This is a genomic window from Pantoea sp. SGAir0418 (assembly GCF_043529865.1).
Genome location: NZ_CP027911.1, coordinates 3,772,449 through 3,786,521, shown reverse-complemented (window position 1 = coordinate 3,786,521; position 14,073 = coordinate 3,772,449). Strand labels below are relative to the sequence as shown.

Annotated in this window: 7 protein-coding genes, 1 tRNA gene and 3 rRNA genes; 10 read left to right on the top strand and 1 reads right to left on the bottom strand. The window is 56.2% G+C overall.

Translation table 11 applies throughout. The features are described from left to right. Nucleotides 1-8 precede the first annotated feature (8 nt). Complete coding sequence (fadB, locus tag C1N84_RS17645; RefSeq protein WP_264441777.1) at nt 9-2,192, bottom strand: fatty acid oxidation complex subunit alpha FadB; 2,184 nt, start codon at nt 2,190-2,192, stop codon at nt 9-11. 185 nt (nt 2,193-2,377) lie between these two features. Between fadB and pepQ the strand changes: the two genes are divergently transcribed. From pepQ to birA, 10 genes are all read left to right on the top strand, one after another. Beyond that, complete coding sequence (gene pepQ, locus C1N84_RS17640; protein ID WP_058758128.1) at nt 2,378-3,709, top strand: Xaa-Pro dipeptidase; 1,332 nt, start codon at nt 2,378-2,380, stop codon at nt 3,707-3,709. Next, nucleotides 3,709-4,326, top strand: a complete 618-nt coding sequence (locus C1N84_RS17635) for an IMPACT family protein (RefSeq protein ID WP_058771082.1) — start codon at nt 3,709-3,711, stop codon at nt 4,324-4,326. Before pepQ ends, C1N84_RS17635 begins: the two co-directional genes overlap by 1 nt. Nucleotides 4,327-4,353: 27 nt before the next feature. Continuing rightward, nucleotides 4,354-5,805 (top strand): Trk system potassium transporter TrkH, encoded by a 1,452-nt coding sequence (trkH, locus tag C1N84_RS17630; RefSeq protein WP_264441774.1) that lies wholly within the window; start codon nt 4,354-4,356, stop codon nt 5,803-5,805. A gap of 17 nt (nt 5,806-5,822) precedes the next feature. Beyond that, a complete protein-coding gene (gene hemG / locus C1N84_RS17625; protein ID WP_264441773.1) occupies nt 5,823-6,371 on the top strand; it encodes a menaquinone-dependent protoporphyrinogen IX dehydrogenase in 549 nt (182 codons plus the stop codon). Nucleotides 6,372-6,765: 394 nt separating this feature from the next. Then, a 16S ribosomal RNA gene (locus tag C1N84_RS17620) occupies nt 6,766-8,307 on the top strand. Between the two features lie 88 nt (nt 8,308-8,395). Further along, nucleotides 8,396-8,470: transfer RNA gene (locus C1N84_RS17615), tRNA-Glu, on the top strand. Between the two features lie 213 nt (nt 8,471-8,683). Further along, nucleotides 8,684-11,588: ribosomal RNA gene (locus tag C1N84_RS17610) — 23S ribosomal RNA — on the top strand. Between the two features lie 199 nt (nt 11,589-11,787). Then, nucleotides 11,788-11,903, top strand: a 5S ribosomal RNA gene (gene rrf / locus C1N84_RS17605). The 16S, 23S and 5S rRNA genes sit together here with 1 tRNA gene alongside, the layout of an rRNA operon. Before the next feature lie 150 nt (nt 11,904-12,053). Further along, the gene (gene murB, locus C1N84_RS17600) at nt 12,054-13,091 is read left to right on the top strand and encodes a UDP-N-acetylmuramate dehydrogenase (protein WP_058769985.1); all 1,038 of its coding nucleotides are present in this window, start codon (nt 12,054-12,056) and stop codon (nt 13,089-13,091) included. Then, complete coding sequence (birA, locus tag C1N84_RS17595) at nt 13,088-14,050, top strand: bifunctional biotin--[acetyl-CoA-carboxylase] ligase/biotin operon repressor BirA (RefSeq protein WP_058759910.1); 963 nt, start codon at nt 13,088-13,090, stop codon at nt 14,048-14,050. The genes murB and birA overlap by 4 nt, the downstream gene beginning before the upstream one ends. The last annotated feature ends 23 nt before the right edge of the window (nt 14,051-14,073 follow it).

Below are 14,073 nucleotides of genomic sequence, written 5' to 3'. Positions count from 1 at the left end.
TCATTACCTCAGGCAGTTTGCAGCGCCGCTGCGTCAATCGGTTGAGCGACGGGATACCAGCTCTGATGCTGGTGGGCTTTCTGGACCAGCAGCTCAGGCAGCGCGTACAGCGGGCCGAGCGCGAGGTAGCGTTTGGCCTGATCGACGACATTGCTGATGCCCAGCGTATCCATATAGCGGAACGCGCCACCGCGGAACGGCGGGAAGCCTAAGCCGTACACCAGCGCCATATCGGCCTCGGCGGGGGAAGCGATGATGTTTTCTTCGAGGCAGCGCACCACTTCGTTGAGCATCGGCAGCATCATGCGGTTGGCGATCTCTTCATCGCTGAATACCCGCTTCGGTTCACATACCGGCTCCAGCAGCGCATCGACATCTGCATCGGCGCGCTTCTGCGCTTTGCCTTTTTTGTCCTGTTCCCAGCGGTAAAAGCCCTGACCGTTTTTCTGGCCGTAGCGTTTGGCTTCAAACAGCACATCAATGGCATCGCGGTAATCTTTCTGCATGCGCGACGGGAAGCCCTGGGCCATCACCTGTTGCGCATGATGCGCGGTATCAATGCCCACCACGTCCAGCAGCCACGCCGGCCCCATCGGCCAGCCAAACTGCTTCTCCATCACTTTATCGATCTGGCGGAAGTCCGCGCCGTCGCGCAGTAGCAGGCTGAAGGCGGCAAAGTAGGGGAACAGCACGCGGTTCACAAAGAAGCCGGGACAGTCATTCACCACAATCGGTGTTTTGCCCATCTTGCTGGCCCACGCCACCACTTTGCTGATGGTGGCTTCAGAGGTTTGCGTACCGCGAATCACTTCGACCAGCGGCATACGCGGCACCGGATTAAAGAAGTGCATGCCGCAGAAATTTTGCGGACGCTGCAGTGCCTGCGCCAGCTGGCTGATTGGAATGGTAGAGGTATTTGAGGCCAGCACGGCATCATCCCGCAGCTGCTGCTCGGTTTCAGCCAGCACTTTAGCTTTGATTTGCGGGTTCTCGACCACCGCTTCGACCACCACATTGGCGCGATCAAAGCCGCTGTAATCCAGCGTCGGCTGAATGCTCGCCAGCACGCTCGCCAGCTTCGTGCCGTCAATTTTGCCGCGCTCCAGCTGCTTGTTAAGCAGCTTGCTGGCTTCATTCATGCCCAGCGTCAGCGCCTGCGGATTAATATCTTTCATCTTCACCGGCACGCCTTTCCAGGCCGACTGCCAGGCGATCCCGCCGCCCATAATGCCTGCGCCCAGTACCGCCGCCTGCTCTGGCGTGCCGGCCGCGCTGCTGTGTTTCTTCGCCAGGCCTTTTACGTACTGGTCATTGAGGAAGATGCCGACCAGCGCGCGTGCCACATCACTCTGCGCCAGCGGCACAAAAGCAGCGGTTTCCAGCTTCAGCGCATCATCACGACCTAAGCCCGCCGCCGCTTCGATGGTTCGCACCGCGGCGATCGGGGCCGGATAGTGTTTACCGGCGGTTTGCTGCACCATGCTTTTGGCGAGGGTAAAACTCATCGCAGCTTCAATCGGGCTGAGCTTAAGCGGTGCCAGCTTCGGCGCACGACGCGCCTGCCAGCTGCCCTGGGCTATGGCATCCTGCAGCATGGTCAGCGCCGCGCTGCGCAGCTTCTCGCTGCTGACCACCGCATCCACCAGACCGAGCTTCAGCGCGCCCGGGCCATCAATATCTTTACCGGCGGCGATGATCTCCAGCGCGCTGTCGGCACCGAGCAGGCGCGGCAGACGCACGCTGCCGCCGAAGCCCGGCATAATGCCGAGTTTGGTTTCCGGCAGGCCAATGCGCGCGGTGGGCGTGGCCACGCGGAAGTCGGTCGCCAGCACACACTCGCAGCCCCCGCCCAGCGCGTAGCCGTCGATGGCGGCGATGGTTGGCACCGGCAAATCTTCCAGACGATTAAAGATGCTGTTGGCGAATGTCAGCCACTGGCTAAGCTGCTCAGCGGGCGCATCAAACAGCGACAGGAATTCTGTGATATCCGCCCCGACAATAAACGCCGGTTTGGCGGAAGAGAGCAGCAGGCCGCGCAGCGTGCTTTGCTGCTCCAGTACGCTCAGCGCCTCGCCTAAGGCGGCGACGGTTTTGGTATCAAGTTTGTTCACCGAACCGGGCGCATCAAAAACCAGCTCGGCGATGCCATCGTCAAGCCAGTGCACTGAAAGGGTATCGCCTTGGTAGAGCATGTCCGTCTCCTGAAACGCGAAAGGTGATCTGGTCATACCAGATGATCAGGAGTGTGGGTGTCATGTTAATTTTTTGCAAACGAGAGTTTGCTTATTTGATACGGCGATCACAGCGCGCGCAGCACGGCATCCCCCGCGCGGCTGTGCTACACTGCCGCCACTTTCGCGACATCGGAGACAAGTCCATGGATTCACTGAAAACCCTGTATCACGCGCATATTTCAACGCTGCAGCAGCGTGCGCAACAGGTGCTGGCGCGCTTTAAGCTGGACGCCATGCTGATTCATTCAGGCGAGTTGCTGACCGTATTTCTTGACGATCATGACTATCCGTTTAAGGTGAATCCCCAGTTTAAAGCCTGGGTGCCAGTGACCCAGGTGCCCAACTGCTGGCTGTGGATCGATGGCGTGAATAAACCCAAACTGTGGTTCTACTCGCCGGTCGATTACTGGCACAACGTCGAGCCACTGCCGGACAGCTTCTGGACCCAGGATGTCGAGGTCATCGGCCTGAAAAACGCTGACGATATCGCTCAGCTGTTGCCGGCACAGCGCGACAATGTGGCCTATATCGGGCCGGTACCGTCCCGCGCCACCCAGCTGGGCATCCGCAGCGAGGGGATCAATCCTCAGGGCGTGATCGACTTCCTGCATTATCATCGCAGCATCAAAACCGATTACGAGCTGGCCTGTATGCGCGAAGCGCAGAAGCTGGCGGTGGCAGGCCATCGCGCAGCGAAAGAGGCATTCTTCTCCGGCATGAGCGAGTTTGATATCAATCTTGCCTATCTGACCGCCACCGGCCACCGTGACATTGATGTACCGTATGGCAATATCATCGCGCTGAATGAACATGCTGCAGTGCTGCACTACACCCGGCTTGACCATCAGCCGCCGGCGAAACGTCACAGCTTCCTGATTGATGCCGGCGCAGAGTATCTTGGCTATGCGGCAGACCTGACGCGCAGCTACGCGGCGCAGAGCAAAACGCGCTACGCGGAAATGGTTGCTGCGATGAATAAAGAAGAGCTGGCGCTGATCGCCACGCTGAAAGCCGGCGTGCGCTATACCGATTACCATCTGCAAATGCATCAGCGTATCGCGCGTCTGCTGCTGAAGTTTGAACTGGTGCAGGGGCTGAGCGAAGAGACGCTGGTGGCGGAAAACCTCACCGGGCCGTTTATGCCGCACGGCCTCGGCCATCCGCTGGGCCTGCAGGTGCACGACGTTGCCGGGTTTATGCAGGACGACAGCGGCACGCATCTGGCAGCGCCATCGCAGTATCCTTATCTGCGCTGTACGCGGGTGCTGCAGCCGGGCATGGTGCTGACCATTGAACCGGGCTTCTATATTATCGATTCACTGCTGGCGCCGCTGCGCAGCGGTAAGTTTAGTCAGCACTTTGACTGGCAGGCGATTGATGCCCTGAAGCCGTACGGGGGCATTCGTATTGAGGATAATGTGGTGATTCACGCCAGCCGCATCGAAAACATGACACGTGACTTGCATCTGGCCTGATGGACGCTTACGACATTCCCGCTGAGGCCGTCAGTCTCAGCGAGGAGACCATCAAAAAGAGCCGCTTTATTACCCTGCTGGCGCATACCGATGGGGTGGCCGCTGCGCGCGCCTTTGTGCAGCAGGTAAAGCACGAACACCCGACCGCGCGGCATCACTGCTGGGCCTGGGTGGCGGGCGCGCCCGATGATTCACAACAGCTGGGGTTTTCTGACGATGGCGAACCCTCCGGCACGGCCGGTAAGCCGATGCTGGCGCAGCTGATGGGCAGCGGCGTGGGCGAGATCACCGCCGTGGTGGTGCGCTATTATGGCGGTATCATGCTGGGCACCGGCGGGCTGGTGAAAGCCTACGGTGGCGGCGTGCAGCAGGGGCTGAAGCTGCTGACGCGCCAGCGCAAAGTGCCGATGCAACGTTTTACCCTGCAGTGTGACTATGCGCAGCTGAGCGATATAGAGCGTCTGCTGCAGCGTTTTGACGGCAGCATTGAACAGAGCCATTATCAGGATCGCATTACGCTACGTCTGGCGTTGCCCCATCCGCAGATTGATGGCTTCAGGCAAAACCTTTCTGATTACAGCCGGGGCGCTTTGGCGCTGATCCCGCTGGACAACTAACCGCATCTGTTTAAAGGAAACGGCTGAATGCATTTTCGCGCCATTACCCGCATCGTGGGCCTGCTGGTGATTCTGTTCTCGGTAACCATGATCCTGCCTGGCTTAGTGGCCCTGATTTATCGCGACGGTGCCGGGCGCGCGTTCAGTCAGACGTTTATGATGGCGATCGTCATCGGTTCGCTGCTGTGGTGGCCCAACCGCAAACAAAAGAGTGAGCTGAAACCGCGTGAAGGCTTTCTGATTGTAGTGCTGTTCTGGACCGTGCTGGGCAGCGTGGGGGCAATGCCGTTTATCTTCGCCGAGCAGCCACACCTGTCGGTGACCGACGCCTTCTTCGAATCCTTCTCGGGCTTAACCACCACCGGTGCCACTACGTTAGTAGGGCTCGACTCGCTGCCCAAAGCCATTCTGTTCTATCGCCAGATGCTGCAGTGGCTTGGCGGCATGGGGATCATCGTGCTGGCGGTGGCCATTCTGCCGATTCTCGGCGTCGGCGGCATGCAGCTGTACCGCGCCGAGATGCCGGGACCGCTGAAAGATAACAAAATGCGCCCGCGCATTGCCGAAACGGCGAAAACCCTGTGGCTGATTTACGTGCTGCTGACGGTGGTCTGTGCGCTGGCGCTGTGGCTGGCGGGCATGCCGATGTTTGATGCTATCGGCCACAGCTTTTCGACCATCGCCATCGGCGGTTTTTCTACCCATGATGCCAGCATCGGCTACTTCAATAGCCCGACCATTAATACCATCGTGGCGATTTTCCTGCTGATCTCCGGCTGTAACTACGGCCTGCACTTCTCGTTGCTCAGCGGGCGAAACCTGAAAGTCTACTGGCGCGATCCGGAATTCCGCATGTTCATTGGCGTGCAGCTGACGCTGGTGCTGATTTGTACCCTGGTGCTGTGGTTCCATAATGTCTATTCCAGCGGCTGGCAAACCCTCAATCAGGCGTTTTTCCAGGTGGTATCGATGGCGACGACGGCGGGCTTTACCACCGACAGTATTGCGCGCTGGCCGCTGTTCCTGCCGGTGCTGCTGCTGTGTTCAGCCTTTATCGGCGGTATGGCGGGTTCGACCGGCGGTGGCCTGAAGGTGATTCGTATTCTGCTGCTGTGCAAGCAAGGGTCGCGCGAACTGAAACGCCTGGTGCATCCCAATGCGGTCTATACCATTAAGCTGGGCAACCGTGCGCTGCCGGAACGTATTCTCGAAGCGGTGTGGGGCTTTTTCTCGGCTTACGCGCTGGTGTTTCTGGTCAGCATGCTGGCGATTATCGCCACCGGTGTGGATGACTTCTCGGCCTTCGCCGCGGTGGCGGCGACGCTGAATAACCTTGGCCCGGGGCTGGGTGTGGTGGCAGATAACTTCACGTCGATGAATGATGTCGCCAAGTGGATTTTAATCTCCACCATGCTGTTTGGACGCCTTGAAGTGTTCACGCTGCTGGTGCTGTTCACGCCCACCTTCTGGCGCGAATAATAAAACAGGAATGAGTGATGAAAGCGTTAATTCTTTATTCCAGCCGCGACGGGCAAACCCGTGAAATCGCGGCGCGTATTGCCCGCACGCTGACACCGCAGCAGCTGTGTGATGTGCTGGATCTGGCGCAGGCACCGCAGGTGGAGTGGGCACAGTATGATCGCGTGCTGATTGGTGCCTCGATCCGCTATGGTCATTTCCAGCCCGAGCTGATGAAATTCGTCACGCAACATAAGGCGGAACTGCAGCAGCGCGTCAGCGGCTTTTTCAGCGTCAATCTTACTGCGCGCAAAGCCGATAAGTGCACGCCGGAAACCAATGCCTATACGCGTAAGTTCCTGGCGCAATCACCGTGGCAACCGGATCGCTGTGCGGTGTTTGCCGGTGCGCTGCGCTATCCACGCTATCGCTGGTTCGATCGCATCATGATTCAGTTCATTATGCGTATGACCGGCGGCGAAACGGATACCACCAAAGAAGTTGAATACACTGACTGGGAGAAAGTCACGCGTTTTTCCCAGGATTTCGCACAGTTACCAGGCAAATTGCCGCAAAATAACGCGTAGTGGTGAAATTTAGGCCGAACGATCATTTTTTTGCAATAAACCCTTGTCAGCCAGAATTAACTCCCTATAATGCGCCACCACTGAGACGGCAAAGCGGCAACGCAGGCGGCTCAGCAGGGCGTGAAGTGATTCACCCCGCCGGAGAAAAACGCTGAAAAAAGTGTTTGACTCTGAAGGAGGAAAGCGTAATATACGCCACCTCGCGACAGCAGGCCGAACGCCGCGTCGCACCGCTCTTTAACAATTTATCAGACAATCTGTGTGGGCACTCGCAGGATTGATATCAGCGTCTCCAGACGTAAAAAATATCAAGTCTTTGCTGAGTGAACACGTAATTCATTACGAAGTTTAATTCACAGAGCATCGCTGCACACGTTGCAGCAAATCAAACTTTAAATTGAAGAGTTTGATCATGGCTCAGATTGAACGCTGGCGGCAGGCCTAACACATGCAAGTCGAACGGCAGCACAGAAGAGCTTGCTCTTTGGGTGGCGAGTGGCGGACGGGTGAGTAATGTCTGGGAAACTGCCCGATGGAGGGGGATAACTACTGGAAACGGTAGCTAATACCGCATAACGTCGCGAGACCAAAGTGGGGGACCTTCGGGCCTCACACCATCGGATGTGCCCAGATGGGATTAGCTAGTAGGTGGGGTAATGGCTCACCTAGGCGACGATCCCTAGCTGGTCTGAGAGGATGACCAGCCACACTGGAACTGAGACACGGTCCAGACTCCTACGGGAGGCAGCAGTGGGGAATATTGCACAATGGGCGCAAGCCTGATGCAGCCATGCCGCGTGTATGAAGAAGGCCTTCGGGTTGTAAAGTACTTTCAGCGGGGAGGAAGGCGGTGAGGTTAATAACCTTGCCGATTGACGTTACCCGCAGAAGAAGCACCGGCTAACTCCGTGCCAGCAGCCGCGGTAATACGGAGGGTGCAAGCGTTAATCGGAATTACTGGGCGTAAAGCGCACGCAGGCGGTCTGTTAAGTCAGATGTGAAATCCCCGGGCTTAACCTGGGAACTGCATTTGAAACTGGCAGGCTTGAGTCTCGTAGAGGGGGGTAGAATTCCAGGTGTAGCGGTGAAATGCGTAGAGATCTGGAGGAATACCGGTGGCGAAGGCGGCCCCCTGGACGAAGACTGACGCTCAGGTGCGAAAGCGTGGGGAGCAAACAGGATTAGATACCCTGGTAGTCCACGCCGTAAACGATGTCGACTTGGAGGTTGTGCCCTTGAGGCGTGGCTTCCGGAGCTAACGCGTTAAGTCGACCGCCTGGGGAGTACGGCCGCAAGGTTAAAACTCAAATGAATTGACGGGGGCCCGCACAAGCGGTGGAGCATGTGGTTTAATTCGATGCAACGCGAAGAACCTTACCTGGCCTTGACATCCAGAGAACTTAGCAGAGATGCTTTGGTGCCTTCGGGAACTCTGAGACAGGTGCTGCATGGCTGTCGTCAGCTCGTGTTGTGAAATGTTGGGTTAAGTCCCGCAACGAGCGCAACCCTTATCCTTTGTTGCCAGCGGTTCGGCCGGGAACTCAAAAGAGACTGCCGGTGATAAACCGGAGGAAGGTGGGGATGACGTCAAGTCATCATGGCCCTTACGGCCAGGGCTACACACGTGCTACAATGGCGCATACAAAGAGAAGCAACCTCGCGAGAGCAAGCGGACCTCATAAAGTGCGTCGTAGTCCGGATTGGAGTCTGCAACTCGACTCCATGAAGTCGGAATCGCTAGTAATCGTAGATCAGAATGCTACGGTGAATACGTTCCCGGGCCTTGTACACACCGCCCGTCACACCATGGGAGTGGGTTGCAAAAGAAGTAGGTAGCTTAACCTTCGGGAGGGCGCTTACCACTTTGTGATTCATGACTGGGGTGAAGTCGTAACAAGGTAACCGTAGGGGAACCTGCGGTTGGATCACCTCCTTACCTGAAGATACCTTCCCGCGAAGTGCTCACACAGATTGTCTGATAGAAAAGTAACGAGCAGGACGGCTGCGAAGTCGTGACACTTTGTGTCCCCTTCGTCTAGCGGTTAGGACTCCGCCCTTTCACGGCGGCAACAGGGGTTCGAATCCCCTAGGGGACGCCACTGCTTGGTGACAGGTGAAAGGTGTCTCCACAGAATATCTCAAAACTGACGGTAACGTCGTGTTTGAGATATTGCTCTTTAACAATCCGGAACAAGCTGAAAATTGAAACGACGCGTCGTATTCATTCTCCGTAATAAGAATGAAGCAACGATGCGTTCGAGTCTCTCAAATGCTTGCAGTCTGCAGCGTTGCAAAACGCCTGTGGGTTGTGAGGTTAAGCGACTAAGCGTACACGGTGGATGCCCTGGCAGTCAGAGGCGATGAAGGACGTGCTAATCTGCGAAAAGCGACGGTAAGGTGATATGAACCGCTACAGCCGTCGATGTCCGAATGGGGAAACCCGGTGCACTCTGTGCATCATCGTTTGATGAATACATAGTCAAACGAGGCGAACCGGGGGAACTGAAACATCTAAGTACCCCGAGGAAAAGAAATCAACCGAGATTCCCCCAGTAGCGGCGAGCGAACGGGGAGCAGCCCAGGACCTGAATCAGCTTGTGCATCAGTGGAAGCGTCTGGAAAGTCGCGCGATACCGGGTGACAGCCCCGTACACGAAGATGCATGAGCTGTGAGTCCGACGAGTAGGGCGGGACACGTGGTATCCTGTCTGAACATGGGGGGACCATCCTCCAAGGCTAAATACTCCTGACTGACCGATAGTGAACCAGTACCGTGAGGGAAAGGCGAAAAGAACCCCGGCGAGGGGAGTGAAACAGAACCTGAAACCGTGTACGTACAAGCAGTGGGAGCCTACCTGTTAGGTGACTGCGTACCTTTTGTATAATGGGTCAGCGACTTATATTCTGTAGCAAGGTTAACCGCATAGGGGAGCCGAAGGGAAACCGAGTCTTAATTGGGCGTTAAGTTGCAGGGTATAGACCCGAAACCCGGTGATCTAGCCATGGGCAGGTTGAAGGTTGGGTAACACTAACTGGAGGACCGAACCGACTAATGTTGAAAAATTAGCGGATGACTTGTGGCTGGGGGTGAAAGGCCAATCAAACCGGGAGATAGCTGGTTCTCCCCGAAAGCTATTTAGGTAGCGCCTCGTGAACTCATCTCCGGGGGTAGAGCACTGTTTCGGCTAGGGGGCCATCCCGGCTTACCAACCCGATGCAAACTGCGAATACCGGAGAATGTTATCACGGGAGACACACGGCGGGTGCTAACGTCCGTCGTGAAGAGGGAAACAACCCAGACCGCCAGCTAAGGTCCCAAAGTCATGGTTAAGTGGGAAACGATGTGGGAAGGCACAGACAGCCAGGATGTTGGCTTAGAAGCAGCCATCATTTAAAGAAAGCGTAATAGCTCACTGGTCGAGTCGGCCTGCGCGGAAGATGTAACGGGGCTAAACCATGCACCGAAGCTGCGGCAGCGACACTATGTGTTGTTGGGTAGGGGAGCGTTCTGTAAGCCGCTGAAGGTGTGCTGTGAGGCATGCTGGAGGTATCAGAAGTGCGAATGCTGACATAAGTAACGATAAAGCGGGTGAAAAGCCCGCTCGCCGGAAGACCAAGGGTTCCTGTCCAACGTTAATCGGGGCAGGGTGAGTCGACCCCTAAGGCGAGGCTGAAAAGCGTAGTCGATGGGAAACAGGTTAATATTCCTGTACTTGGTGTTACTGCGAAGGGGGGACGGAGAAGGCTAGGTTATCCGGGCGACGGTTGTCCCGGTTTAAGCGTGCAGGTGTGAAGACCAGGCAAATCCGGTCTTCTTTAACACTGAGGCGTGACGACGAGCCGCCACGGCGGTGAAGTAACTGATGCCCTGCTTCCAGGAAAAGCCTCTAAGCTCCAGGTAACACGAAATCGTACCCCAAACCGACACAGGTGGTCAGGTAGAGAATACCAAGGCGCTTGAGAGAACTCGGGTGAAGGAACTAGGCAAAATGGTGCCGTAACTTCGGGAGAAGGCACGCTGGCGCGTAGGTGAAGGGACTTGCTCCCGGAGCCGAGGCCAGTCGAAGATACCAGCTGGCTGCAACTGTTTATTAAAAACACAGCACTGTGCAAACACGAAAGTGGACGTATACGGTGTGACGCCTGCCCGGTGCCGGAAGGTTAATTGATGGGGTTATCCGCAAGGAGAAGCTCTTGATCGAAGCCCCGGTAAACGGCGGCCGTAACTATAACGGTCCTAAGGTAGCGAAATTCCTTGTCGGGTAAGTTCCGACCTGCACGAATGGCGTAATGATGGCCAGGCTGTCTCCACCCGAGACTCAGTGAAATTGAAATCGCTGTGAAGATGCAGTGTACCCGCGGCAAGACGGAAAGACCCCGTGAACCTTTACTATAGCTTGACACTGAACATTGAGCCTTGATGTGTAGGATAGGTGGGAGGCTTTGAAGCGCGGACGCCAGTCTGCGTGGAGCCAACCTTGAAATACCACCCTTTAATGTTTGATGTTCTAACGTAGGCCCGTGATCCGGGCTGCGGACAGTGTCTGGTGGGTAGTTTGACTGGGGCGGTCTCCTCCCAAAGCGTAACGGAGGAGCACGAAGGTTGGCTAATCCTGGTCGGACATCAGGAGGTTAGTGCAATGGCATAAGCCAGCTTGACTGCGAGAGTGACGGCTCGAGCAGGTGCGAAAGCAGGTCATAGTGATCCGGTGGTTCTGAATGGAAGGGCCATCGCTCAACGGATAAAAGGTACTCCGGGGATAACAGGCTGATACCGCCCAAGAGTTCATATCGACGGCGGTGTTTGGCACCTCGATGTCGGCTCATCACATCCTGGGGCTGAAGTAGGTCCCAAGGGTACGGCTGTTCGCCGTTTAAAGTGGTACGCGAGCTGGGTTTAGAACGTCGTGAGACAGTTCGGTCCCTATCTGCCGTGGGCGCTGGAGAATTGAGGGGGGTTGCTCCTAGTACGAGAGGACCGGAGTGAACGCACCGCTGGTGTTCGGGTTGTCATGCCAATGGCACTGCCCGGTAGCTAAGTGCGGAAGAGATAAGTGCTGAAAGCATCTAAGCACGAAACTTGCCCCGAGATGAGTTCTCCCTGACCCTTTAAGGGTCCTGAAGGGACGTTGAAGACGACGACGTTGATAGGCCGGGTGTGTAAGCGCAGCGATGCGTTGAGCTAACCGGTACTAATGACCCGTGAGGCTTAACCTTACAACGCCAGAGGCGTTTTGGTCTGAGAGACCGAAGAAGAATTTTCAGCTTTGTTCACCGGATTACGTCCAGTGGATTTTGTGCTGTGACAAGGCGGCACGCGAGACGACGTGAAGGAGCATACACGAGTATGTGACTGAGCGGCGCGAGCGGGGCAACGCAGTCAGAGCGCGAAAGACGCGGACGAAAACAGAATTTGCCTGGCGGCAACAGCGCGGTGGTCCCACCTGACCCCATGCCGAACTCAGAAGTGAAACGCCGTAGCGCCGATGGTAGTGTGGGGCCTCCCCATGCGAGAGTAGGGAACTGCCAGGCATCAAACCAGTAAAGAAGCCCCGGACGAGAGTCAGGGGCTTTTTTACGTCCGTACTCCGGCAAATTTCCCGCTAAAAACGCGAAAACTCCCCACTGTAAAACCGTGCAATCGGGTAAACTACGGCCAGATTAATCAGTAAAGGCCGTAACATGTCCAGCCCTCAGACTTCCCTGAAAGCGTTCAACACACTGGGTCTTGCAATCGCGGCTGAAAAGCTTGTTGTTGCGGATAGCGCAGAAGCCATTTCCTCTGCCTGGCACGCCAGCCAGCAAAATAATCAGCCGTTTATGGTGCTTGGCGAGGGCAGTAATGTCCTGTTCCTCGAAGATTTTGCCGGCTGCGTGGTGATTAACGCGATTAAAGGCATCACCCTGGAAGAGCACGACGAAGCCTGGCATCTGCACGTTGGTGCTGGCGAAAACTGGCATCAGTTGGTTGAGCACACTCTAAAGAAAGGCCTCACCGGGCTGGAAAATCTGGCGCTGATTCCAGGCGTGACGGGATCGGCACCCATCCAGAACATTGGCGCTTACGGTGTTGAATTTAAAGATATTTGCCAGTACGTCGAGGTGTTACACCTGCCGGATAGCACAGTCACGCGTCTGCACCGTGATGAGTGCCAGTTTGGCTATCGCGACAGCATCTTCAAACACGCGATGAAGCATGACTATGTGATTGTGGCCGTCGGGCTGCGTCTGGCCAAGCAGTGGAAACCGGTGCTGAGCTATGGCGATCTGGCGAAGCTCAATCCCGCCACCGTATGCGCGTGGGACGTATTCAATGCGGTGTGCCATATGCGGCAAAGTAAGCTGCCCGATCCGCGCGTAACAGGCAATGTAGGCAGTTTCTTTAAAAACCCCCTGATTTCCGCTCAGCAGGCAGAGGCATTGCTCACGCACTATCCTGCTATGCCGCACTATCCACAGCACAGTGGTGAGGTCAAGCTGGCCGCGGGTTGGCTGATCGATCAGTGTGCGTTGAAAGGCTATCGTCTTGGCGGCGCTGCGGTGCATCGTCAGCAGGCACTGGTACTGATCAATGAAGACAATGCCACACCGCAGGATATTGTCGCCCTGGCCCATCATGTGCGTCAGGAGGTGGGGAAAAAATTTGCCGTGTGGCTGGAGCCTGAGGTGCGGTTTATTGGCGCGCAGGGCGAGCGTAACGCCGTCGAGGTGATTTCATGAAAGATCATAGCGTTCCATTAAAACTGGTCGCCCTGCTGGCCGATGGCGAATTTCACTCTGGTGAACAGCTGGGTGAAGCGCTCGGTATGAGCCGCGCTGCCGTGAATAAACATATTCAGACGCTGAAAAGCTGGGGCCTCGATGTCTACACCGTGACAGGGAAAGGTTACAGCCTGCCAGCGCCGATTCAGTTGCTGAATGAAGAGGCGATACTGGCGCATCTGCATCAGGCGGATCTGGCGGTGATTCCGGTTATTGACTCAACGAATCAGTATTTACTCGATCGCATGGACCAGCTGAACTCCGGCTATGCGTGCATCGCGGAATATCAACAGGCCGGGCGCGGCCGGCGCGGACGGAAATGGTTCTCGCCGTTTGGCGCCAATCTCTACATGTCCATGTACTGGCGACTGGAGCAGGGGCCAGCTGCGGCAATGGGCCTGAGTCTGGTGATTGGTATCGTGATGGCAGAGGTTATCCAGTCGCTGGGCGCGGCAGACGTCCGCGTTAAGTGGCCAAATGACCTCTATCTGCAGGATCGTAAACTGGCGGGTATTCTGGTTGAGCTCACCGGTAAAACCGGCGATGCGGCGCAAATTGTGATGGGCGCGGGGATCAACCTGGTGATGCGGGGCGAAGGCACGGCGGAAATCAATCAGGGTTGGATCAATCTGCAGGAAGCGGGCATCGAGATCAATCGTAACGAACTCGCCGCCAGGCTGATAAACCGTCTGCGTGAAGCTTTACCGCTGTTTGAACGGGATGGGCTGGCGCCGTTTGTCGGCCGCTGGGAAGCGCTGGATAACTTTATCCATCGCCCGGTAAAACTGCTGATTGGCGATCGTGAAGTGCATGGCATTGCGCGCGGAATTGATAAGCAGGGCGGTTTATTGCTGGAACAGGATGGTGAGATTAAATCCTGGGTCGGTGGGGAAATCTCATTACGTCCCGCTAATTAACACATTAAACAGTAATGCATTAA

What these genes read in the sequence shown, in the direction of transcription:
- murB (WP_058769985.1), top strand. Translation starts at nt 12,054, where the DNA reads ATGTCCAGCCCTCAGACTTCCCTGAAAGCGTTCAACACACTGGGTCTT.
- birA (WP_058759910.1), top strand. Translation starts at nt 13,088, where the DNA reads ATGAAAGATCATAGCGTTCCATTAAAACTGGTCGCCCTGCTGGCCGAT.
- pepQ (WP_058758128.1), top strand. Translation starts at nt 2,378, where the DNA reads ATGGATTCACTGAAAACCCTGTATCACGCGCATATTTCAACGCTGCAG.
- fadB (WP_264441777.1), bottom strand. Translation starts at nt 2,192, where the DNA reads ATGCTCTACCAAGGCGATACCCTTTCAGTGCACTGGCTTGACGATGGC.
- C1N84_RS17635 (WP_058771082.1), top strand. Translation starts at nt 3,709, where the DNA reads ATGGACGCTTACGACATTCCCGCTGAGGCCGTCAGTCTCAGCGAGGAG.
- trkH (WP_264441774.1), top strand. Translation starts at nt 4,354, where the DNA reads ATGCATTTTCGCGCCATTACCCGCATCGTGGGCCTGCTGGTGATTCTG.
- hemG (WP_264441773.1), top strand. Translation starts at nt 5,823, where the DNA reads ATGAAAGCGTTAATTCTTTATTCCAGCCGCGACGGGCAAACCCGTGAA.